At 71.7% G+C, this 22,454-nt stretch carries 16 protein-coding genes; 12 read left to right on the plus strand and 4 right to left on the minus strand.

All coding sequences use genetic code 11. From position 1 onward, the window contains the following. Positions 1–96: 96 nt before the first annotated feature. Together ACSMHG_RS10435 and ACSMHG_RS10440 are read left to right on the plus strand one after the other, a co-directional pair. Positions 97–915: an SDR family NAD(P)-dependent oxidoreductase gene (locus ACSMHG_RS10435; RefSeq protein WP_435744523.1), complete on the plus strand. Its 819-nt coding sequence runs from the start codon at positions 97–99 to the stop codon at positions 913–915. A gap of 367 nt (positions 916–1,282) precedes the next feature. After that, positions 1,283–1,684 (plus strand): LysM peptidoglycan-binding domain-containing protein, encoded by a 402-nt coding sequence (locus ACSMHG_RS10440; RefSeq protein WP_435744526.1) that lies wholly within the window; start codon positions 1,283–1,285, stop codon positions 1,682–1,684. Positions 1,685–1,835: 151 nt separating this feature from the next. Here ACSMHG_RS10440 and ACSMHG_RS10445 read toward each other — a convergent pair whose 3' ends face one another. Further along, positions 1,836–2,183, minus strand: a complete 348-nt coding sequence (locus ACSMHG_RS10445; protein WP_435744528.1) for a hypothetical protein — start codon at positions 2,181–2,183, stop codon at positions 1,836–1,838. Between the two features lie 125 nt (positions 2,184–2,308). On the opposite strand from ACSMHG_RS10445, the gene ACSMHG_RS10450 reads away from it, so the two are divergent. The 5 genes from ACSMHG_RS10450 to ACSMHG_RS10470 all read left to right on the plus strand — a co-directional run bounded on the left by ACSMHG_RS10450 (position 2,309) and on the right by ACSMHG_RS10470 (position 8,935). Then, the gene (locus ACSMHG_RS10450) at positions 2,309–3,316 is read left to right on the plus strand and encodes an ATP-binding protein (protein ID WP_435744530.1); all 1,008 of its coding nucleotides are present in this window, start codon (positions 2,309–2,311) and stop codon (positions 3,314–3,316) included. A 61-nt stretch (positions 3,317–3,377) separates the two neighbouring features. Beyond that, complete coding sequence (locus tag ACSMHG_RS10455) at positions 3,378–3,890, plus strand: mismatch-specific DNA-glycosylase (protein ID WP_435744532.1); 513 nt, start codon at positions 3,378–3,380, stop codon at positions 3,888–3,890. A gap of 404 nt (positions 3,891–4,294) precedes the next feature. Beyond that, positions 4,295–4,807: a transcriptional regulator NrdR gene (nrdR, locus tag ACSMHG_RS10460; protein WP_435744534.1), complete on the plus strand. Its 513-nt coding sequence runs from the start codon at positions 4,295–4,297 to the stop codon at positions 4,805–4,807. Positions 4,808–4,943: 136 nt separating this feature from the next. After that, complete coding sequence (locus tag ACSMHG_RS10465; protein ID WP_435744536.1) at positions 4,944–7,898, plus strand: vitamin B12-dependent ribonucleotide reductase; 2,955 nt, start codon at positions 4,944–4,946, stop codon at positions 7,896–7,898. Positions 7,899–8,059: 161 nt separating this feature from the next. Beyond that, on the plus strand, positions 8,060–8,935 hold the full coding sequence (locus ACSMHG_RS10470) for a hypothetical protein (RefSeq protein WP_435744538.1): 876 nt from the start codon (positions 8,060–8,062) through the stop codon (positions 8,933–8,935). An 83-nt stretch (positions 8,936–9,018) separates the two neighbouring features. On the opposite strand, the gene ACSMHG_RS10475 is transcribed toward ACSMHG_RS10470, so the two are convergent. After that, positions 9,019–12,108, minus strand: coding sequence for a DEAD/DEAH box helicase (locus tag ACSMHG_RS10475; RefSeq protein ID WP_435744540.1), 3,090 nt, complete (start codon positions 12,106–12,108; stop codon positions 9,019–9,021). Positions 12,109–12,344: 236 nt separating this feature from the next. Here ACSMHG_RS10475 and ACSMHG_RS10480 point away from each other — a divergent pair, with 236 nt between their 5' ends. Then, entirely contained in the window at positions 12,345–13,250 is a 906-nt protein-coding gene (locus tag ACSMHG_RS10480; protein WP_435744542.1) for a glycerophosphodiester phosphodiesterase, read from the plus strand. Positions 13,251–13,411: 161 nt separating this feature from the next. Here the strand turns inward: ACSMHG_RS10480 and ACSMHG_RS10485 are convergent, their stop codons facing one another. Together ACSMHG_RS10485 and ACSMHG_RS10490 are read right to left on the minus strand one after the other, a co-directional pair. Beyond that, a complete protein-coding gene (locus ACSMHG_RS10485) occupies positions 13,412–13,744 on the minus strand; it encodes a hypothetical protein (RefSeq protein ID WP_435744545.1) in 333 nt (110 codons plus the stop codon). Positions 13,745–13,969: 225 nt separating this feature from the next. After that, complete coding sequence (locus tag ACSMHG_RS10490) at positions 13,970–15,604, minus strand: methyl-accepting chemotaxis protein (protein WP_435744547.1); 1,635 nt, start codon at positions 15,602–15,604, stop codon at positions 13,970–13,972. Between the two features lie 291 nt (positions 15,605–15,895). Here ACSMHG_RS10490 and ACSMHG_RS10495 point away from each other — a divergent pair, with 291 nt between their 5' ends. The 4 genes from ACSMHG_RS10495 to ACSMHG_RS10510 all read left to right on the plus strand — a co-directional run bounded on the left by ACSMHG_RS10495 (position 15,896) and on the right by ACSMHG_RS10510 (position 22,289). Continuing rightward, the gene (locus ACSMHG_RS10495) at positions 15,896–17,998 is read left to right on the plus strand and encodes an alpha-L-rhamnosidase-related protein (RefSeq protein ID WP_435744548.1); all 2,103 of its coding nucleotides are present in this window, start codon (positions 15,896–15,898) and stop codon (positions 17,996–17,998) included. Positions 17,999–18,197: 199 nt separating this feature from the next. Continuing rightward, positions 18,198–19,784 carry an alkaline phosphatase D family protein gene (locus ACSMHG_RS10500; RefSeq protein ID WP_435744550.1) on the plus strand — a complete coding sequence of 529 codons (1,587 nt, stop codon included), beginning with the start codon at positions 18,198–18,200 and terminating at the stop codon, positions 19,782–19,784. Positions 19,785–20,005: 221 nt separating this feature from the next. Further along, complete coding sequence (locus ACSMHG_RS10505) at positions 20,006–21,475, plus strand: hypothetical protein (RefSeq protein WP_435744553.1); 1,470 nt, start codon at positions 20,006–20,008, stop codon at positions 21,473–21,475. Between the two features lie 58 nt (positions 21,476–21,533). Continuing rightward, positions 21,534–22,289, plus strand: coding sequence for a hypothetical protein (locus ACSMHG_RS10510; protein WP_435744555.1), 756 nt, complete (start codon positions 21,534–21,536; stop codon positions 22,287–22,289). The last annotated feature ends 165 nt before the right edge of the window (positions 22,290–22,454 follow it).

Genomic DNA, 22,454 nt, shown 5'->3' on the forward strand with positions numbered 1-22,454 from the left:
GCTGGCAGCACGGTAGTGACTCCCGGCCTGTCGTTCAAACATCTGTTCGAACGGGCGTGTCGGCGGCCCGCGCGGGCGGGTTGGCATGATCCGGTCATGGACGCCTCTCCCCGCCGTGCTGCCACCACTCCCGCCACTCCCAGCAGCGCCGTCGTCACTGGCGCGGCGCGCGGCATCGGCCGCGGGATCGCCGAGCTCATGGTCGCGCGCGGCTTCCGCGTCGTGGTGACCGACGTCGACGGCGAGGCGCTGGCGCGGACGGCGGAGGAGATCGGAGCGGCGGAGGCGGTGGTGCAGGACGTGCGCGACCCCGACTCGCACCGGCGGGTCGCCGAGGCCGCGGCCCGGCACGGCGAGCTCACCGCCTGGTTCGCCAACGCGGGCGTCGGGGACGACGGCGCGCTGGCCGACCTGGGCGACGACCAGGTCCGCAAGGTCGTCGAGGTCAACCTGCTCGGCGCGGCGTGGAGCATCCGGGCTGCGCTCGACGCGTTCGGGTCCAGCGGTGGCGACGTCGTGGTCACCGCCTCGCTGTCCGCCCTCGGGCCGGTGCCCGGGCTCTCCCTGTATGCCGCGACCAAGGCCGCGGTGGTCTCGCTCGCCTCGTCGGTCGCCCTGGAGGCCCCGCGCGGCGTGCGGGTCCACGCACTGTGCCCCGACGGCGTGGACACCGACATGGTCGCCGGCATGGACGACCGCGGGCTCGGCAAGCGGCTGGTGGCCTCGGGCGGCCGGCTGCTGACCGTCGAGGAGGTCGCCGCCGCGGCGGTCGACCTGGTGGGCAGTCGTCGTGTGGTGCGCACGGTGCCCGGCTGGCGCGGTGCGGCGATGCGCGCCGGCCAGCTGGCGCCGTCGCTAACCGGGCCGGTGCTCGCCGCCTTCGCCGCGCAGGGGAGGCGCCGGCTGCGGTCGTAGTCGGCCTCGGTCAGGAAAGGCGGGGAGGCGTCAGCATCCCAAGTTCACTTGGGATGCTGACGCTTCGCGGCTGTTGCAACACCCGAGGAGCGTCAGGGATGGCCGTGAGGCTCCCGCGCGCCCGGCGCCGCGGTGAGCAGCTCCCGGACACGGCACCTCCGCCCTGGGCTGTTCGAACATTTGTTCGCGCCGACCCTTGATTCGTTCGAACAGGTGCTCTAAGGTCGCACACATGTTCGATCGAACGTCTGCTCGATCGTCGCTCCGCCCCTCGCTCGCCGGCCGTTGTCGGTGGGGGCGGTTAGACATCGGGACGACCGAGATCGAGACGACCCGAGGCTGACCGCCACTTCCCCAGGAGGTCCCCATGAGCACCATCACCGTCAACGCTCCCCGCGCCACCCGCATCGCTCCCGCCCGCCGGGCCGGCGTCGGAGCCAGTGCTGGTGTCGGAGCCGGTGCAGGCGCCGGCGCGAGTGGTGTCCGGCTGACCCGCCGTGGCCGCCTGGTGGTGTTCCTGCTCGCCCTCACCGCCGTGCTCGCGGCCGGGATCTTCATCGCGGCGGGCTCCGTGGCCACGCAGGAGGCCGGCACGCCCGAGCCCACCGAGGTCGTGATGGTCGGGACCGGCGACACCCTGTGGGGGATCGCCTCCGACCTCGCCGAGGACGGTGACGTCCGCGCCATGATGGAGCGGATCGAGCGACTCAACGCCCTCGACTCCGCGGTCCTCGACGCCGGCCAGCGCCTCCGCGTGCCCGTCGAGTAGTCGACACACCACAGACTCCGTCAGCCGCTTCGACCCCGGCTGACGGGCCGGGGAAGACAGGGGCGGGGCCGGGCACGGCCCCGCCCCTGCGGCATCTCCGGGCACTCCCGCGCGGGCGCGGGTACGTCCTTCCCGTCCTCCGGTGACCAGGTCAGCGCGAGGCTCGCCGGCCCCCGGGCGCGACAGGGGTCCGTTCGCGCTCGGCGTCACGGAGCGGCGGGGGAGGAGAGGTGATGCCCATGGCGCGCAGCAGTCGCGCCACGAGCATCAGGCCGACGAAGAGGCAGGCGACCGCGCCGACCGAGGCCAGCGCGAGGAACCACCACGCGTTCGACTCGCCGCCCCGGGCGCTGGCGCCGAAGTCGATCGCGGCGTAGACGAGATAGCCCCACGCGACCACCAGGACCGTGATCCCCACTGCGAGCAGCAGCAGGCGCGGCTGCAGGCCGGTACGGCGCTTCGCGCCCCGGCGCGCGCCTGCTCGCTTGCCCTGACCCACGCGCACCATTGTCACCGATCCGGGGTGTCCATGGGGCCGGACCCGCGGGCTTCGTCGGGAGTGCGTGGTCCGGCAGGCAGGTCGCCCCGCGACGGGCGGGCTGCCGAGGGTTTACCCTTTCGGGCGTGCACGGCGAGGTGGGGAGATCGCCGGCGCGGATCGAGCACTCGGACGCGTCGGGAGGTCCGCTCGCCCGTCTGGCCGACGCGGTCCGCGCGGCGCACGACGTCGACGAGATCGCGGTCGCGACGCTCGGGGTCGTGGCCGACCTGCCCGGCGTGTGCCGGGTGGCCCTCGCGCTCAGTGAGGGCGGGGGGCGCCGGCTCCGGTTCGTCGACAGCCTGCGGGTGGAGCAGGACCCCGAGGTCGAGTGGTGCCACATCGACGCCTACGACGACGTCCCGCTCACCACGGTCGTCCGCTCCGGCGAGGTCGTCCACGGCTCCCTCGAGTCCTTCGGCGACCGGTACGCCGCCCTGGTCAAGGTTCAGCGAGAGCTCGGCGTCGGCGCGCTGGCGGCGCTGCCGCTGCCCGGCACCGGTTCCCCGATCGGTGGCCTGTTGGTCTACGCCGGTGCCGACCACGAGTTCTCCGCCAGCCAGCTGGAGCTGCTCGAGGGCGCGGCCCGCCGCGCCTCCGACGCCATCCGTCGGGTACGGCTGGTCTCGGGTCGGCAGGGCTCGGACGCCGTCCCGGAGGAGCCGGTGATCCCCGAGGGGGCCCTGACCACCAGCGTGCTCCTCGAGGGCGACCCCCGGGCGACGGCGGCCGCTCGCCGGTTCCTGCGCCAGCACCTGCAGGCGTGGGGCGTGCCTGACGACGCGATCGGCGACGCCCAGCTCTGCCTCTCCGAGCTGGTCACCAACGCCGTCGTCCACGCCGGCACCGCCTCGGAGCTGCGGGTGGTGCTTGACGCCGGTCTGCTGACCGTCACCGTCCGCGACCTCGGCGGCCTGGGCCGCCCCGCCAGGGACGAGCCCAAGCCGTCGGGCGACACCGACCCGCTGCGCGTCTACGGCCGCGGCCTGCAGCTGGTCGACGCGCTCTCGGACCGCTGGGGCTCCGAGCGCGACGTCACCGGCACCACCGTCTGGTTCGCCCTCGAGCTCGGCGAGGGTTCAGCGCCGGCCTGATCCGACCGGCGGGGACGCGCGAGCACGTGTGGCTGCGCCGTACGGCGGTCACCGTGGCGGCGTGCAGGTGCTCCCCGACCTCGTCGCCCCCGAGCCGCTCGTCGTCTTCTGCGGGCTGGCGGGCGCGGCGAGCACCAAGCACCGCGACCACTACTACGAGTCGCCCGGCAACAGCTTCTGGGAGTCGCTGCACCTCTCCGGCTTCTCGCCGCGCCGCCTCCAGCCGCACGAGGACCGGCTGGTCACCGAGATAGGCCTCGGCCTCACTGACCTGGTCGGCCACTGGGACCCCCGCTGGGTCGAGATCGACGAGCTGGTCGCCAAGTGCGAGCGGTGGCACCCGGAGTGGCTGGCGATCACCGGCAAGGGCGCCGCGCACGAGGCGTCCAAGGCACTGGGCCGCCGAGGCCGGCCCGGGCTCGGCGTCCAGGACTGGTACGTCGGGCCCGCGCAGGTCTTCGTGCTCCCCGGCGCCTCCGGCGCCAACCAGCGACGCGACTACGACGGCCGTCCGAACCGGCTCTCCTGGTGGCGGGACCTGGCGATGATCTGCGGCCTCGACACGCCCGACTGACCTCCCACCGGCTGGTTGAGGAGGGCGCGCATCGCCGGGCCGGCTGGTTGAGGAGGGCGCGCAGCGCCCGTCTCGAAACCCCCGCCGCACGCCCCTGACCTGCGGCTTTGCGGGCGTGTCCAGACCGGTGCCCCCAGACTTCGGGCCAGACACGCCGATCAGGTTGCGCGCCGCCGAGGCCCGGCGTACGGTTCCACCAGATGTAGTACTTACAACGTTGTAGTTATCCACATCTAGTGCACAGCGCGGCGGTCCTTCGTACACAGGACGAGGGTCGCCAGTGCACAGCACGAGGTGGAAGCCCCACAGCGGGGACGTTGTTCTACACAGGGAAACAGCCGTTATCCACAGTTCGACGCACACCCCTCGGCGGGTGTCCTGAGCGCGCCCGGAGGAGGGACGACATGCACTGCCCGTACTGCCGTGGCACCGACACCCGCGTCCTGGACTCCCGGGTCTCCGACGACGGCGGCTCGATCCGCCGGCGTCGCACCTGCTCGTCCTGCGCGAAGCGGTTCACGACCGTGGAGCAGATGCAGCTGAGCGTGCTCAAGCGCAGCGGCGCGACCGAGCCGTTCACCCGCGAGAAGGCGATCGCCGGCGTCCGGAAGGCCTGCAAGGGTCGCCCGGTCACGGCCGACCAGCTCGCCTGCCTCGGCCAGGCCGTCGAGGACGCCCTGCGCCTCTCGGGCGCGGCGGAGATCCCGGCCCACGAGGTCGGCCTGGCCATCCTCGGCCCGCTCCGCGAGCTCGACGAGGTCGCCTACCTGCGCTTCGCCAGCGTCTACCGCGCCTTCGAGTCGGCCGACGACTTCGAGGCCGAGATCGCGATGCTGCGCGACCGCCGGCTGGTTGAGGAGGGCGCTCCGTGCCCGTCTCGAGACCCAGCCACCCCTCAGCCGGCTCCAACTGGCTGACCACAGACCGCCCGGCAGGTAGTGGGGAAGCTGCCTGCCGGGCGCACCAACCGCAGAGAAGTAACGGGCCACCGCACTGTCGGTGCCCCCAGCAAGACTCGACAACAAACCACCTCGACAGACGGGACCCAGAGGGATGACGGAGACGGTGAGCGGCGCCGCGAGCGGCGCGACGGCAGGCAAGACGCGCCGGGGCGCCAAGGGCAAGGGCCTCACGCTCGACCGGGTGTTCAGCACCCCCGGCGTGCACCCCTACGACGAGATCACCTGGGAGCGCCGCGACGTCGTCCAGACGAACTGGAAGACCGGCGAGGCCGTCTTCGAGCAGCGCGGCGTGGAGTTCCCCGACTTCTGGTCGGCCAACGCCTCCACCATCGTCACCACCAAGTACTTCCGCGGCGCCGTCGGCACCGAGGCCCGCGAGTGGAGCCTCAAGCAGCTCATCGACCGGGTCGTGAAGACCTACACCAAGGCCGGCGTCGACCACGGGTACTTCGCCACGCCCGGCGACGCCGAGGTCTTCGAGCACGAGCTGACCTGGCTCCTGGTCCACCAGTACTTCTCGTTCAACAGCCCCGTCTGGTTCAACGTCGGCACCCCGTCGCCGCAGCAGGTCTCCGCCTGCTTCATCCTCGCCGTCGACGACTCCATGGACTCGATCCTCAACTGGTACAAGGAGGAGGGCTTCATCTTCAAGGGCGGCTCCGGCGCCGGCCTGAACCTCTCCCGCATCCGCTCCTCCAAGGAGCTGCTCTCCTCCGGTGGTACGGCGAGCGGCCCGGTCTCCTTCATGCGCGGCGCCGACGCCTCCGCGGGCACCATCAAGTCCGGTGGCGCCACCCGGCGCGCGGCGAAGATGGTCGTCCTCGACGTCGACCACCCCGACATCGAGGAGTTCGTGCAGACCAAGGCGCGCGAGGAGGACAAGATCCGCGCCCTGCGCGACGCCGGCTTCGACATGGACCTCGGCGGCGCCGACATCACCTCGGTGCAGTACCAGAACGCCAACAACTCCGTCCGCGTCTCCGACGAGTTCATGCGCGCCGTCGAGGACGGCACCGACTTCGGCCTCCGCGCCCGGATGACCGGCGAGGTCATCGAGAAGGTCGACGCCCGCGACCTGTTCCGCAAGATCGCCACCGCCGCGTGGGAGTGCGCCGACCCGGGCCTGCAGTACGACGACACGATCAACGACTGGCACACCAACCCCGAGACCGGCCGGATCACCGCGTCCAACCCGTGCTCGGAGTACATGTCGCTCGACAACTCGTCGTGCAACCTCGCGTCGCTGAACCTGATGAAGTTCCTCAAGGACGACGACACCTTCGACGCCGAGCTCTTCGCGAAGGCCGTGGAGTTCATCATCACCGCGATGGACATCTCCATCTGCTTCGCCGACTTCCCGACCGAGGCGATCGGCCAGACCACGATCGACTACCGCCAGCTCGGCATCGGCTACGCCAACCTCGGCGCGCTGCTCATGGCCATGGGCCTGGGCTACGACTCCGAGGGCGGCCGGGCGATGGCGGCGACCATCACCTCGCTGATGACCGGTACGTCGTACAAGCGCTCCGCGGAGCTCGCCGGCATCGTCGGCCCCTACAACGGCTACGCCCGCAACGCCGAGGCCCACAAGCGGGTCATGCGCAAGCACCAGGCCGCCAACGACACCGTGCGCCCGCTGCACATCGCCGACGCGCAGGTCCACAAGCTCGCCACCAAGGCGTGGGCCGACGTGATCAACCTGGGAGAGGCCAACGGCTTCCGCAACGCGCAGGCCTCGGTGCTCGCGCCGACCGGGACCATCGGCTTCATGATGGACTGCGACACCACCGGCATCGAGCCCGATTTCTCGCTGGTCAAGTTCAAGAAGCTCGTCGGCGGCGGCTCGATGCAGATCGTCAACCAGACGGTGCCGCGTGCCCTGCGCAAGCTCGGTTACCAGCCCGAGCAGGTGGAGGCGATCGTCGCCTACATCGCCGAGCACGGCCACGTCGTCGACGCGCCGGGCCTCAAGCCCGAGCACTACGAGGTCTTCGACTGCGCGATGGGCGCCCGGGCGCTCAAGCCGATGGGCCACGTGCGGATGATGGCCGCGGCGCAGCCGTTCCTCTCCGGGGCGATCTCGAAGACCGTCAACCTGCCGGAGACGGCGACGGTCGAGGAGATCGAGGAGGTCTACCTCCAGTCGTGGAAGCTCGGCCTCAAGGCCACCGCGATCTACCGCGACAACTGCAAGGTCGGCCAGCCGCTGGCCGACGGCGGCGGCAAGGCGAAGAAGGACGCCGCCGACGCGGCTGCCGCGGCCGACGCCTCGGCGACCAAGGTCGTGGAGAAGGTCGTCTACGCCCCGACCCGCAAGCGCCTGCCGAAGTCCCGCGTCTCGCGCACCACCTCCTTCACCGTGGGTGGCGCCGAGGGGTACATGACCTCGGGTGCGCACGACGACGGCGAGCTGGGCGAGATCTTCCTGAAGCTGGGCAAGCAGGGCTCGACCCTGGCCGGCGTGATGGACGCCTTCTCGATCGCGGTCTCGATCGGCCTGCAGTACGGCGTGCCGCTGGAGACCTACGTCTCGAAGTTCACCAACCTGCGCTTCGAGCCGGCCGGCCTCACCGACGACGCGGACGTCCGGATGGCGCAGTCGATCATGGACTACATCTTCCGCCGCCTCGCCCTGGACTACCTGCCCTTCGAGCAGCGCTCCGCCCTCGGCATCTACTCCGCCGAGGAGCGCCAGCGCCACCTCGAGACCGGCTCCTACGAGCCCGTCGAGGAGACCGGCGGCGCGTCGGAGCTCATCGACGACTCGTCGTCTTCGGTGGTCGAGCCGTCCTCTTCGGTGGTCGAGCCTGTCGAGACCACGACCTCCGGAACCGCCGACCTCGAGACCAAGGACACCCACGGCGCCGAGGCCCGCGAGGTCCCGGCCAAGCCCGCCAAGGAGGCCCACACCTCCGCCGAGCTCCTGGAGAAGATCACGGGCACCGCGGTCGACTCCCCGCTTTGCTTCACCTGCGGCACCAAGATGCGCCCCGCCGGCTCCTGCTACGTGTGCGAGGGCTGCGGCAGCACGTCCGGCTGCAGCTGACAGCTAGTCGCTCGTACGACGGCCCCGACACCGCGAGGTGTCGGGGCCGTCGGCTCTCCAGGGGAGAAGGCTGCTCGGGTTTCACCGTTCTCGCCCATCGTCTCGGTCCAACAAGTAAAGATCTCGCTACTGAACGTGCCGGGCTACTTGGAGGGTGAGAGATGTCGAAGCGAGTCCACGTAAGCGCCGCGTTGGCATCTGTGCTGATGACTGCCTCCGTGGCTCTTGGCGTGAACGCGGCGCACGCGTCTGGTTCGAGCCAAGACGAAGCAAGCGTCAGTCACCAGCAGGCGTCGCGGGCCACCTCGCGGGGCGCCACTCTCCGGGCATCCGCGCGCGAGGTGCAGGAGGGCGACCGCCTCGCCCTCACCGCGGTCATCAAGTCGCCGGGGAGAGCCGGCAAGGTGACGCTCCACAAGTGGCAGGTGCCTCCCTACAACGGCGAGCCGACCTGGGAGCCCGTGAAGACACTGGCGGTCCGAGGCAAGCGGACGCTCAGATTTGCTGTCGTTGCTACCGGACTCAACATCGAGCGGTATCGCGCGGTCGTCTCCTACAGAGGCGCCAAGCCGGTCAGGTCGAAGCCCGTCGGCGTCATTGTCTGGCGATGGATTCCGCTCTCCCGGTACACCCCCTACTACGAAGCCGAGCCCTATGCCGCAGGCTTCGGCACCACTCAGATCAACGGCCACTCGTACAACGGCTGGGGCCCCCGCACCTACTCCCACACCGGTACGTGGGAGTCCCGATTCACCGCGGGTCGGCACTGCAAGACCTTCCGCGGCGTTCTCGGTGTCGCTGACATCTCTCATGACGAGTCCAGCGGACTCATCAGGTTCACCGCCGACGACGCAGTCGTCTACGAGTCGCCGGCTCTCACCCCCGGCATGGACCTACTGGTCAGCGTGGCGCTCGCCAAGCCCTATCGCTTCGGGATTCAGGCGTTCGACACCACCCCCGGCGGCACCGCCGGACGCGATGCCGTCGAGGCGTGGCCGGTCATCGGAGATCCTGCTCTCCTCTGCACGGGCGTGTGAGCTTCGCGCGAACTGCCTGTCCCATAGTGGGCGAACAGGGGTAGCCCATCCTGGGCGCACTGGGGCGCGTAGCGGCCGCCTGCCTACTGCGCGGCCACTGTGGCAGCCGCCAGGAACTCGGCCGGCATGGCGTGCTGCAGATGCCAGGTGATGGCGATCGGCCGGTCACCCTGGTGGGAGACGTACGCAACTGGGCCGAGGAACAGGTACGGCGCCGTGCCGAAGTCGTCCTTCTGCTCGTGCCGGACGAAGAGCAGCACCGTGCTCGCCCCGGTGAGATATCGCTGGCCGGTGGGCGAGCTGACCGAGGTGGTTGACTGCGACTCCCAGTGGAACGTCGTCGCGTCGATGGGGTAATCGCGGTACATGGTGGTCGGTGAGAAGTCGGCCTCGGACTTCCGCAGCGTCACGAGCAGGATGTCGACGTTGAGCGCCTCGGAGTAGGCCACGCCCTGCATGACGCTCGTCGGCTTCCGCGTCAGGGACGCGTAGTCCAGGGCGGCGAGGACCTCCTCGCGCTGGTAGCGCGCGTGAACACGCAGCGGCACCTCAGACAGGGCGCCCTCCAGCGCGGCGGTCGTGTGGCGCGACGAGTCGAAGGCGAGGTCGACAACGGCGTGCGACTCCGCCACCGCGTGGACTTCGGTCCGCGCGAGGGCCAGACCCTCGTCGTACGACGCATGCCGGCCGGCCGGGTAGAGGCTGAAGAACAGCATCCTCGCCAGCCGCTGCTCCGCTGCGGACAGCTCGTCGTAGAGGCGATCCTCTGAGAGGAGACGCGGGTAGCCCCGTGCCCGCTCCGGGTCGTCGACGTGCGCCAACGCCCGCATCCTCTTGACCAACCCCTGCTCGGCCGGCGTCGCCTCGCCGTCGAGGACGCCGGCATCACGGCGAAGAGTGGTCCACGACTTCTGACCGGCCTTGAGGACGTCAGCCAGCTCCACACCGGTTTCCCGGAGATAGGTCGGCAGGTCCTGATCCGGGTGTCGACGGAGCTCGGCCACCATGTCCCGCCAGCGGTTCGCCACCTGACCGCGCACATTGGCCAGCACGATCTCCTGCGCCTGGCGGTCCATGACGATCTGGCAGCCGGACGGCAGCAGCGGAAAGCCTCGTTCGATCTCGCGCTCAAGGCCCTTGCGGGTCTGGCCGGTGAGCGCTCGGAGCTTCAAGTCGAACCGGAACTCGCGCCGGTGGTAGCCGACGAAGTCCAAAACGGTGAGGACCGCCTTGTCGCGCGCCCGGCGAAGGCCACGCCCCAGCTGCTGCAAGAAGATGGTCGCGCTTTCCGTGGGCCGGAGGAAGAGCACCGTATCGACGTCGGGCACGTCGAGCCCTTCGTTGAAGACGTCGACGGTGAAGACGGCATTGATGCGGCGGGCGCGAAGGTCCTGCAGGGTCCGCTCGCGTTCGGCCTGTGGTGTGCGGCCGCTGACCGTGCGCGCCGGGACACCCGCGCGGACGAAAACCTGAGTCATGTACTCCGCATGGGCGACGTTGACGCAGAAGCCGAGCGCCCGCATGGACCCCGGATCGAGCACCTTGTCGCGCAGCTGCTCGAGCACGAGCGCGGCGCGCGCGTCATTCCCGGTGTAGACGTTTTCCAGCTCGCCCTCGTCATACCGGCCGCGGTTCCACGTCACCCCTCGCAGGTCGGTTCCGTCGGCCACCGCGAAGTAGTGGAACGGCGAGAGGAGGTCCGCTCCGAGCGCGTCCCAGAGCCGCAGCTCGGCTGCGATCCGGCCCTCGAAGAACGCCCGGACGTCGACACCGTCGCCTCGCTCCGGTGTTGCCGTGAGGCCCACGAGCTCGCGCGGCTTCAGTTGGTCCATCAGCCGTCGGTACGTCGCAGCCTCGGCGTGGTGGAACTCGTCGATGACGACGATGTCGAAGCGGTCAGACGGGATTGAAGCAACGCCGTACGAGGTCAGCGACTGGATGCTCGCAAAGACATGGGTGCCGCGCTCCGGTCGTCTGTCGCCTCCCCACAACTCACCGAAGGTGGCATCGACCAGCACTTCTCGATAGGTGCGCAGGGCCTGCTCGAGAATCTCGCGTCGGTGCGCCACGAAGAGCAGCGACGGCCGGTCAGCGCTGCTGTCGCCACGCATGGCCCGGTAGTCGAGGGCAGCCAGCACGGTCTTCCCCGTCCCGGTTGCGGCGACTACCAGGTTGCGATGACGGTCATGCACCTCGCGCTCAGCCCGCAGGGCATCGAGCATCCGCTGCTGGTACGGATAGGGACGTACCTCTAGGCCTGACAGCGAGATGGTGACCCGGTCGTGTTGCGTTCGACCGGACGCCTCGGCCAGCGCGTCGTCGAGTCGATCGGCATCCCGCTCGGGGTGGTAGAGCTCGAAGCTCGGGTCGTGCCAGTAGGTGTCGAAGGTCTTGCGGAACTTCTCCAGCAGGGTCGGGGTGCCGGTGGAGGAGAGCCGCACGTTCCACTCCACGCCGTCCAGCAGGGCGGCTCGCGACAGGTTCGAGGAACCCACGTACGCCGTGTCGTAGCCGGTGTTGCGGCGGAACATCCAGGCCTTCGCGTGCAGCCGGGTCCGTGCAGCGTCGTACTGCACTCGCACCTCGGCGCCAAAGTCGTTCACGAGCCGGTCGAGGGCCCGGCGCTCTGTCGCCCCCATGTACGTCGTGGTGATGATGCGCAGCGGTGCGCCTCGCACCCGGCGGCGTTCGAGCTCCGTCTCGAGGAGTCGGAGGCCGTGCCACTTCACGAAGGCGCACAGCAGGTCGACTTCATCCGAGGTGTCGATCTCGGCCCGCAACTCCGCGCCGAGGTTCGGCTCACCGGGGGCGTTGGTGAGCAGCGCCGCTTCGTTCAGGGGAGTGCTCGGCCGGGCGTCGACGAAGCGAGTCGTTCTCAACTCATGGGTGCGAGCCACCCGGAGGAGGCGGCGGGCCGGCTCGATGACGAAGTCGGGCTCGGCGTCCAGGCGCTGCAGAACGTCGTTGACGAGTTCGAGGCGCCGCTCGGCTTGCGGGGCCGACTCGAGTGCTCGCAGCGTTGCCTCGTAGACCTGGCGTGCGAGCACATGCGGCTGGTCCGCGGGGTCGATGCCGGCGACGCTGACGGCGTCCACCAGGTCGTCGAGGTGGGGCGCAAGACCGGCGGTGACGACGCGCTCGTACAGGCCGTCGACAAGGGGCTCAGAAGTCATTGCCGTTCAGCTTGTCGCAGATGATCTGCTCAGATCCTGGAACACGCAGAAGAGACGACGGTCCTCGAGTCCCTTGCGGGCGTCAGGCACTCGCCAGCGCACTTTCCTGACGGGGCTCGACGCAAGACGTTCGACCGCGCGTCCCGGACTGGTCATCCCCCAGTAGTCGCAGGCTTAGCCTCAGCAGACAGCGTTCGGGACGACCTGTTCGGCACATCCTGACCTCGGGAGACCGCATGCGCCTCACTGCCCACCTGTCCGCCCTGCTCACGAGCGCCGTCGTCGGCGCCGCGGCAGCCACCCTCGTCCCTGCACCTTCCCAGGCGGCCGCCCCGGCCGCCGGTCAGCCCGAGCATGTCGCGGTGGTCAACACCGCCCACCGTGGCGCCATGGGGTACGCCCCGGAGAACACCCTGGCCGCCTTCCGGCTCGGGATCGAGCAGGGATCCGACCTCATCGAAGCCGACGTGCAGCGGACCCAGGACGGCGTCCTCGTGCTCGTTCACGACACGACGCTGCGGCGCACCACGGACGTGGAGGAGGTTTTCCCCGACCGGGCGCCTTGGCGGGTCAAGGACTTCACGTACGCCGAGATCCGTCAGCTGGACGCAGGCTCCTGGTTCTCAGAGGAGTTTGCCGGCGAGCCGGTGCCCACGCTGGCGGAGATGGTGCAGCTCGTCCGGCCCAGCCGCGCGGGCATCCTGATGGAGCTCAAGTCGCCGGCGTCCTACCCCGGCATCGAGCAGCAGGTGGCTGACGAGTTCGCCTCCTTCCCGGGCTACGTCGAGTCGGCGGTCCGTGCGAAGCGCCTCGTCGTGCAGAGCTTCGACTGGCAGTCGATGGCGCGCTACCACGAGGCCCAGCCCTCGGTGCCGGTCGGCCTGCTCGGTCGGCCCGACGAGTCGCGCCTGCCGGAGCTCTCGACCTGGGCGGACCAGATCAACCCGAGCTTCCGCACCTTCGATGCGGCGTACGTCGACCGCGTCCAGGCGCTCGGCATGGAGGTGCACACCTACACCGTGAACGCGCCGTCGGCCATGCACGAGGTCCTCGACCGCGGGGTCGACGGTGTGATCACCAACTACCCCGACGTGCTCGAGGACGTGCTCGACGAGCGGCGCAGGCTCGCTGCTGCCGCCTGAGGGTTCGAGACTGACCGCGGGGCCCGCTGGGTCCCGCGGTCAGCCGCGCTCGGACTCCGTGCACGTCGGCGCGCCGGTGTCGAGTCCGGCGAGCGCGGCCTGGACCCGGCGGGAAGGCGAGTGGCAGGCCGCCAGCCGGGTCAGGCACGGCCGGGTTGGCGTCAGGTCATGTCGCGGTACCAGCGGGGCTTCACGGCGTCCGGGATGGGCAGCGGGAGGATGATGTAGGCGCCGAGGAGCAGCAGGCACAGGGCGACGCCGGCCCAGAAGATCGCGCCGGCGCCGGCCGGTTCGACCTGGTCGTTCCCGAGGCCGGCGAGGATGAGGAGTGCGGCCAGGAGCGGGTGGACGACCAGGTTCGTCCGCTCGGCCACGCTCCGGGCGCCGGCCCTGCCCCACGCGCGGGCGCGTCGGCTGCGTCCGAGGTGCTGACGCGTGGTCCAGGCCGCCAGGAGGACGCCGACGACGAGCATCGTCACGTTCGCTGCGCTCATCGTCGCGTCACTCGTGAGTGGAGACGCCGGCGTCCGGCGAGACCTCCAGGACGGCGGGCGCCACGTCGTCCGGTTCGACCTCCATGTTCCCCATGGACATGCCGAGCAGGCTACTAAGGGCGACAGCGGGAGGTAACCGCTCATCGGGCGCCGGCGAGACCAACGAACCAGAAGGAGCCCCCAGCGCCGGTCCAGCGCTGAGGGCTCCTGCGGCCTACGTCCGGCTCAGGCGGTGGTGAACCGGCTGACCTCCTGCCGCAGCGAGGCAGCCATCGCGGCCAACTCGTGCGAGGCGGTGAGCGTCTGGTTGACCGCCGAGGTCGTCGCGTCGGCGGCGGACGCCACACCGGAGATGTTCGTGGCGATCTCACCGGAGCCGGTGGAGGCCTCGGTGACGTTGCGGCTCATCTCGTTCGTGGTGGCGGTCTGCTCCTCCACGGCCGAGGCGATCGTGAGCTGGTAGTCGTTAATGCTGGCGATGACCGTGGCGATGTCACCGATCGCGGAGACCGCGCCTCCGGTGTCGTCCTGGATCGACTGGACCCGCCGCGCGATGTCCTCGGTGGCGCGGGCGGTCTCCTGCGCGAGCTCCTTGACCTCGTTGGCGACGACTGCGAAGCCCTTGCCGGCCTCGCCGGCGCGCGCCGCCTCGATGGTCGCGTTGAGCGCCAGCAGGTTGGTCTGCTCGGCGATCGAGGTGATCACCTTGACGACGTTCCCGATCTCCTGGCTCGAGGTGCCGAGCTTGGCGACGGTCTCGTTGGTGGACTCCACGGTGGCGACGGCCTGTGAGGCGACCTTGGCGGCCTCGTTGGCGGAGTGGGCGATCTCCCGGATGGAGGCGCCCATCTCCTCCGCGCCCGCGGCGACGGTCTGCACGTTGCGCGAGACCTCCTCCGCCGCGCCGGAGACGACGCCGGCCTGCACGCTCGTCTCTTCGGCGCCTGCGGCGATCTGCTGGCTCGAGGCCGACAGCTCCTCCGCCGAGGCGGCGACTGCGTCCGCGGAGCCCGCCACCGTCGAGACGATGTCGTTGACCGACTGGCGCGCCACCTCGTACGCCGCTGCCATCCGACCGATCTCGTCGGTCGAGCGCACCTCGGCGGATTGGGTGAGGTCGCCGGCCGCGAGGGCCTCGAGCGAGCGGCGTACGGCGTCGACCCCGGCCACGATCCGGCGGGCGATGAGCATCGCGGCGCCGGCCACGGCCAGCGCGCCGAGGAGCAGGCAGACCAGCACCGCGGTGCGGGCCGAGCTGGCGGCGGCCGCAGCCTCGGCCGCGTCGGCGTCGACCCGGTCGGAGATGCTGCCTACAAGGGCGTCGCTGATCTCGATGATCTCGTAGTAGATGTCGTAGACCTCGCCGAGGATCAGCTGGTCGGCCCGCTCGACCGCGGCGGGCGTGCCGAGGGCGTAGGCCGCGACGGCCTTGTCGTCGGCGACGAAGAAGTCGTCCCAGAGGCCCTCGAGCTTCGCGTACTCCGCCCGCTCGGCGTCGGTCATCGTCTCCACCGGCATCTCGGCCATCAGCTCGCGGAGCAGCTCGGCGTCGGCGAGCATGCCCGCGCGGTTGGCGCTCTCGGGGTCGACCGCCTCGGCGGGCGACATCCGTCGGGTGTCCCACGCGTAGGCGACCTGCCAGCCGGTGATGGAGGCGTTGAAGAACCGCAGCTCCTCCACCGAGGTCGAGAGCTCCTGCAGGTCCTTCATCTCGTGGGTGATGTGGTCCAGGGTGGACAGGTTGGTAATCGCGATCGCGCCCACCACCACCGAGGAGAGCACGCCGGCGACGCCAACCGCCAGGATCTTGCTGCGGACGCCGAGCTTCGCGAGGGGCGTCGTGCGCGGTCGTTCGGACATGGGGTCTCCTGGGAATCGATCGGCGCTCGCGCGAGCGCCGTGGCCTGCACAGTCGACGGCCCCGGGCAGCCGTCGACTATCACGTCGGCGGTCCGTGGCAGGAGGTGAGACCTCCTGGGTGAAGGTTCGACGCGCCGCTCCGCACCGAATCGATTCACTCAGCTGCCGGCGAACGACGCGCGCACACCGACGCGCCGGGAGGGCGCGGCAGGACGAGCCTTGCCATGTGACGTGGATCACCCTCAAGTTCGCCGTGCTAGTGAAACGCTTCAACTCTCGGAAAGGTTCCTCATGCCCTCCCCCTCCCCCCGCCGGCGTGCTGCTGCCCTTGGCACCCTGGTCGCCCTCGCCGTCCCCACCCTCGCCAGCCACTCGCTCATGCCGTCGGCCGCCGGAGCGCCCACGCTCGACGACGCGGCTGCGCCGGTCGCCAGCGCCGCCGAGCCGTGGGACGCCTACGTCCTCGCGCCCTCCACCCGCAGGCTGCGTCCCACGGACGTCCACGCCGCCTCGGGTGCGGTGACCACCCCCGAGGCGGCCTACGGCGACGGCGCCGCGGTGATCGGGCAGGGTGGCCAGGTCACCTACGACTACGGCCTCAACGTCGGCGGCACGCTCAGCCTCACCTTCGGCGAGGTGGCCGGCGCCGACGGTGAGGTGCCGCAGGTCGGCATCGCCTTCTCGGAGACCTCGAAGTACGTCGGTCGCCAGTCCGAGGCCTCGACCGGCGGACCCCGCGGCCGCGACGGCACCCTCTGGGTCGACGCGGTGCCCGGCTCGACCTGGACCGCGCCGCCGCAGCTCCTCCGCGGGGCCTTCCGCTACGTCACCCTGCTCGTCGACGACGCGGCCTCGGTCGAGGTCGACGACGTGGTGCTCGACTTCACCGCAGCCCCGCTCATGGAGGACCCCAGCGACTACCCCAACTACTTCTACTCCTCCTCCGACCTGCTCAACCGCCTCTGGTACGCCGGCGCCTACACCACCCAGCTGACCACCATCGAGCCGACGACCGGCCGCAGCTGGCCGGCGCCCGACGCGCTGTGGGACAACTCTGCGACCAGCGGCGTGGGGGACTCGATCCTCGTCGACGGCGCGAAGCGGGACCGCACCGTCTGGCCCGGCGACCTGGGTGTCTCACAGGGCACCGCGTTCGTCTCGACCGGTGACACCGTGTCGGTTCGCAACTCGATCATGACCGCGTACAAGCACCAGCGCGCGACCGGCGAGCTGCCGTACGCGGCGCCGGAGCTCTCGTTCTACCGCTCCGACACGTACCACATGTGGACTCTCCTGGCGACGGCCGAGAACTTCGAGAACACCGCCGACGAGGCGTGGCTCCGCGACGTCTGGCCCAGCTACGTCAAGGGAGTGGAGTTCATCCGCGCCAAGATGGGCGACCGCGGCCTGCTCTTCATCGACCAGACCAACGACACCACCCACGAGTCGCGGATCCCCGACGGGGAGGAGTCGATGGCCAACGTCATGTACTGGCGGCTGATGCTCACCGGCGCTGACCTCGCGACCGAGCTCGGCGACACGGCCATGGCCGAGGAGATGCGTGCCGAGGCCGCCGAGGTCGCCGCCGCGATCGACGCCCTCCTCTGGGACGACGAGGTCGGTGCCCTGCGGTGGTACCCCGACGACACCGTCATCTACCCGCAGAGCGCGAACTCACTGGCGGTCTGGTGGGGGCTCCTCGAGGGGGACCGCGCCGACCGGGCCATGGCCGCGCTCCGCGAGCGCAACTGGGTCGAGCGCGGCGCGCGTACGCCCGAGCGCGACGACGACCTCCAGCTGCTCTTCGGCTCCTTCGAGCTCCAGGCGCAACTCGCCGCCGGCGACCCCGAGGCGCAAGCTGCGGCGGTCGACCTGATGCGCCGTCAGTGGGGCTGGATGCTCGAGAGCCCGCAGGGGCCGCAGAGCACCTTCTGGGAGTCGCTGCGCGAGTCCGGTGAGGTCGTCAGCTCCTACCAGTCCTACGCCCACGGCTGGTCGACCGGGCCGACGCGGGCGCTCACCGAGCAGGTTCTCGGCATCCAGCAGGCCGACGGAGGCGAGGTCTGGGAGATCGACCCGCACACCGCCGACCTCGCTAGCGCGGAGGGCCGGCTGGTCACGGCCGCCGGGCCGATCGAGGCCAGCTGGGTCGACGGGGCGGACGGTCTGCGGGTCGAGCTGACGACGCCCGCCGGCACCACCGGGTCGCTCGGCCTGCCCCTCGAGGCCGAGAAGGCGCAGGTCTGGCTCGACGGCCGGCTCGTGTGGAACAACGGCAAGGCGGTCGGCCCCCGCGCCGGCCGGTCGGCGATCAGCCGGGTCGAGGAGCGGCTGCGGATCGACGGCGTCGAAGGCGGCGCGCACACCGTGGAGGTGCGCTACCCCTCCCGCTGACCCACCGCTCCGGTCGGCAACGGCGCGGCAGGGTCCCGGGGGCAGGGCACGTGGCACCCGGGACCCTGTCCCCGTTCCTGCACCGACGCGAAACGTCGGCGGCCCTCGTCGCCGAGCCCGCCGGGCGGTCAGCAGCCCGTCGCCGAGCCGTCACCTGGCCCACACCGCCGGCTCACCGGACCCCGCCAGCGTGAGGGCCATGAACCCTCTCGGACACCCTCCCCTCGGGCGCGCGCTCCCGCGTCGCACGATCCTCCACTCCGGTGCCGTCGGCGCCACCGCGCTGGCGGGCCTCGCCGGCTTCGAGCTCGGCTCGTCCCGGACCGCGCCGTCGCTGGTGCGCAACGGCGTACGCACCCCCATGGCCGTCGCCACCGGCGACGTCACCTCCCGCTCCGCCGTGCTCTGGGCGCGCGCCGAGCGCCCCGGCCGCCTCGTCGCCGAGGTGACCAGCGGCCGCCGCACCCGCCGCGTCCGCGGCCCCTGGGCCACCCCCGACAGCGACCTCACCGCCAAGGTCGAGCTCCGCGGGCTCGGCCCCGGCCGCGAGCACGACGTGCGCCTGTCGTTCGAGGACGAGGACGGCCGTCCCGGCGGCTCCCGCCTCGCCACCTTCCGCACCGCCAGCCTGCACGAGGCGGCCACCAGCTTCGTCTGGACCGGCGACACCTGCGGCCAGGGCTGGGGCATCAACCCCGACCTCGGCGGGCTTGTCGCCTACCGCGCGATGCACGCCACCCGCCCCGACTTCTTCGTCCACGCCGGCGACACCATCTACGCCGACGGCCCGATCCAGGAGACCGTCACCGAGCCCGACGGCCAGGTCTGGCGCAACCTCGTCATCCCCGAGGTCACCAAGGTGGCCGAGACGCTCGCGGAGTTCCGCGGCCGCCACCGCTACACCCTGCTCGACGACAACGTCCGCGCCATGTACGCCGAGGTGCCGGTCGTCGCCCAGTGGGACGACCACGAGACCACCAACAACTGGTGGCCCGGCGAGGTGCTCGACGACCCGCGCTACACCCAGGAGCGCCGCGTCGACGTGCTCGCCGCGCGCGGCCGCCGGGCCTGGCAGGAGTACATGCCGATCGCGGACCCGCGCGCCGGCCGCCGCGACAGCGGCTTCGCCCCCGCCCGGATCTACCGCAAGATCGAGCGCGGCGCGCACCTCGACGTCTTCTGCCTCGACATGCGCACCTTCAAGGACCCCAACACCCCCGGGCTCGAGCGCGAGCGCACCAGCATCCTGGGCGCCGAGCAGGTCGACTGGCTCATCCGCGAGGTACGGCGGTCGAAGGCCACCTGGAAGGTCATCTCCGCCGACATGCCGCTCGGCCTGGTCGTCCCCGACGGGCCGGTCAACCAGGAGAGCCTCGCCAACCGCGACCCCGGCCAGCCGCTGGGCAAGGAGCAGGAGATCGCGGCCGTGCTCTCGGCGTTCAAGCGGCACGGCGTCCGCAACACCGTGTGGATCACCGCCGACGTGCACTACTGCGCGGCCCACCACTACTCCCCGGAGCGGGCCGGCTTCACCGACTTCGACCCGTTCTGGGAGTTCGTCGCCGGCCCGATCGCGGCGGGCACCTTCGGCCCCAACGACCTCGACGGCACCTTCGGCCCGGAGGTCGTCTTCCAGAAGCACGCGGCCCGCCCGAACGAGTCGCCGCGCGTCGGCAACCAGTTCTTCGGCCACGTCGCGGTGGACGCCGACGGCCGCTTCACCGTCAGCCTCCGCGACCTCACCGGCGCGGTGCTGTGGAGCAAGGAGCTGGAGCCCGAGCGCTGACCGCCGCCGCCGCCCGTGCCCGTGTTCAACGGGCACGGGCGGCGGTTCGGTGTCGTCGGACGTGCACAACGACCGGTCGCTCGGCCGTCTCACGCTCGGCCCGGACGCCGGGCGGACCGTTGTGTACGTTCGTCGACGCCTGGGTTCCCCATCGGAGCGGCCATCGCGCGGCGCATGGCCGAGTCCGGCGCCGCTTTGGCCGGTCGGCGACGATGTTCGGCATGGCCGACGAACAGCACGGACTCGTCTTCCCCCGCGACCCCGACGACGCGGGCGGACGCCGCAGCACCACCGCGACGGGGCGGGCGGTCGTGGCCGACGCGCTGCGTGCCGCCGACCCGGTGGGTGCGCGGGCGGCGGAGCGCGAGACGGCGTGGCGCTCGGAGTACCTGCTCTACTTCCGCCGCCTCGTCGAGGCCGGGCTCGGCTCGCCCGACGACGCGGTGGGCATCGCCCGGGCGGGGCTGGCGTCGCTGCACGAGCGGATGCGGGTGCGCGGCGACGAGACCGAGGGGACGCTGGCCGAGTGGCCGGGCGGGGCCGGCGGCTTCGACCAGGTCGAGGTGGCCGGTACGGCGGAGCCGGTCGAGGAGCTGGTGCTGCCGTACCGGGGCGAGCGGCTGCGGGGCGACGAGATCCGCCGCCAGGTCGACCGCTGGGTCGAGGCGGGCGTCGTCGAGCCGACCGTCGCCGAGGCGGTCGACGCCGTGCTCACCCACCCCGAGTGGCTGCGGCTCGAGGGCCACACCGTCGCGGTGGTCGGGGCCGCGTCCGAGATGGGGCCGTTGCAGGCGCTGACCCGCTGGGGCGCCCGGGTCGCGGCCGTCGACCTGCCCCGAGCCAACCTGTGGGACCGCGTCGCCGGCGCCGCGCGCGCCGGGGCCGGAACCGTGGTCGCGCCCGTCACCGGCCCGACGGCCGCCGGCGAGGACGGCACGGCCGGCGCCGACCTGCTCGCCGACGTGCCGGCGCTGGCCGAGTGGCTCGCGGCCCAGCCGGGCACGCTGGTGGTCGGCAACTACGTCTACGCCGACGGCGCCACCAACGTCCGCGTGAGCACCGCCGTCGACGAGCTGAGCCGCCGCCTGCTCGAGGCCCGCGACGACGTCGCCCTGGGCTTCCTCGCCACCCCCACCGACGTCTTCGCCGTGCCGCGCGAGGCCGTCGATCAGGCTACCGAGCGCTACGAGACCCGCTCCCGGGCCTCGAGGACCGTCGGCCGCCCGCTCCGCGCTGCCTCCGGTGGCCGGCTGCTGCGCCGGCCCTACGCCCCCGGCTCCGACCCGGGGCTCAACGACTCGCTCGTCCCGCAGCAGGGCCCCAACTACGCGCTCGCCAAGCGGCTGCAGCGCTGGCGCGCGACCGTGGCCCGGCACGAGGGCACCACCGTCTCCATGAACGTCGCCCCGCCCACCCGCACCCGGTCGGTGGTGAAGAACCGCGCCCTCGCCGCGGCGTACGCGGGCGCGCACCGGTTCGGCGTCGAGGTCTTCGACCCCTCGACGTCGAACGTGCTGATGGCGGCGCTCCTCGTCCACGACCTGCACACCGGCGGCGGGCCGCGGCACGAGCACCCCTGGCAGGACGAGGCGTACGCCGCGGCGCACGGCGGCCTGTGGCGTGCGGCGTACGCCCCGCGCAGCGCCCTCGGGCTCGCGGCGCTGCTGGGCATGGGAGCCGCCCGCGGCTGAGGCGCGCACCGGTCCAGACGGCGAGGTTCGAGCAGCCGTCAGCGGGGAAGGGACGCCTGTGCCGCGAACCGTCCGCAACCTCGTCCTCGGCGGCTGCTACGTCGCCCTGGCCGCGCTCGGCGCGCTGCTCGTCGTGGAGGCCGGCGACCGCCTGCTCGGCCTGCTGTCGGGCCTGCTGCTCCTGCTGGTCGCGGCCGCCGGGCTGGCGCTCGTCTGTTTCGACAGCTGGTACGTCACCCACCGCCCAGGCCCGCGGGTGGGGACGGCGCCGTCGGGGCTGCCGGCGACCGTCGTCGCCCGCTCCCCGGTGCCGACGGTGCTGTCGGCCGTGGTGCCCGCCCTGCTGGCCGGGTGGGCGCTGCTCGGCTGCGTCCTGGCCGCGGGGGAGGAGCGGCCCGTCGCGGCCGTCGTCCTCGGCCTCCTCGCCGCGCTCCTGGCCAGCCCGTTGCTCGCGGTGGCCCGCCGCCAGGTGAGCGCCGGCGGGCTCTGGCTCACCGCTGCGGGGATCGAGCACCGCAAGGAGGGCGTCGGCTGGTCGGTGCCGTGGGAGGACGTGACCGGCGCGGTGCCGGGAGAGCCGCTCGCCGTCCTCGTGCGGGCGCAGCCGCGGTTGCAGCGCACCACCCGGCTGCTGTGGCAGCGCGAGCCGGCCGCCCCGGCCGGTGCGCTCGCCGTCGACAGCCGCTACCTCGCCGCCGACCCGGCCGCCGTGGCTGCCGTCGTCGCCCGCTGCGTCGCCGAGCCGGGCCAGCGCGCGCGGATGGGCACCCCCGAGGCGGTCCGGCAGATCGCCGCCGTGGTCTCGCGCGCCTGAGCCGCGTGAGCAGCCTCACCGCGCCGCAGAGTGAGCGAGAGCCGTCTTAGGTGCCATCGTTCCGCGGTCGGCCGGTGGTCTAGCCCGGTCGGCAGCCATGCACAGACCTGGACCGCGCCGAGGCCCGTCACGTCGCCAGGTGGACACCGAGCACAGGAAGCAGAG

Source organism: Nocardioides ureilyticus (assembly GCF_051280745.1).
GTDB lineage: Bacteria > Actinomycetota > Actinomycetes > Propionibacteriales > Nocardioidaceae > Nocardioides.

Coding starts and splice junctions, on each gene's coding strand:
- ACSMHG_RS10475 (WP_435744540.1), bottom strand. CDS start 12,108: ATGACTTCTGAGCCCCTTGTCGACGGCCTGTACGAGCGCGTCGTCACC.
- ACSMHG_RS10485 (WP_435744545.1), bottom strand. CDS start 13,744: ATGAGCGCAGCGAACGTGACGATGCTCGTCGTCGGCGTCCTCCTGGCG.
- nrdR (WP_435744534.1), top strand. CDS start 4,295: ATGCACTGCCCGTACTGCCGTGGCACCGACACCCGCGTCCTGGACTCC.
- ACSMHG_RS10440 (WP_435744526.1), top strand. CDS start 1,283: ATGAGCACCATCACCGTCAACGCTCCCCGCGCCACCCGCATCGCTCCC.
- ACSMHG_RS10480 (WP_435744542.1), top strand. CDS start 12,345: ATGCGCCTCACTGCCCACCTGTCCGCCCTGCTCACGAGCGCCGTCGTC.
- ACSMHG_RS10470 (WP_435744538.1), top strand. CDS start 8,060: ATGTCGAAGCGAGTCCACGTAAGCGCCGCGTTGGCATCTGTGCTGATG.
- ACSMHG_RS10435 (WP_435744523.1), top strand. CDS start 97: ATGGACGCCTCTCCCCGCCGTGCTGCCACCACTCCCGCCACTCCCAGC.
- ACSMHG_RS10495 (WP_435744548.1), top strand. CDS start 15,896: ATGCCCTCCCCCTCCCCCCGCCGGCGTGCTGCTGCCCTTGGCACCCTG.
- ACSMHG_RS10505 (WP_435744553.1), top strand. CDS start 20,006: ATGGCCGACGAACAGCACGGACTCGTCTTCCCCCGCGACCCCGACGAC.
- ACSMHG_RS10500 (WP_435744550.1), top strand. CDS start 18,198: ATGAACCCTCTCGGACACCCTCCCCTCGGGCGCGCGCTCCCGCGTCGC.
- ACSMHG_RS10490 (WP_435744547.1), bottom strand. CDS start 15,604: ATGTCCGAACGACCGCGCACGACGCCCCTCGCGAAGCTCGGCGTCCGC.
- ACSMHG_RS10465 (WP_435744536.1), top strand. CDS start 4,944: ATGACGGAGACGGTGAGCGGCGCCGCGAGCGGCGCGACGGCAGGCAAG.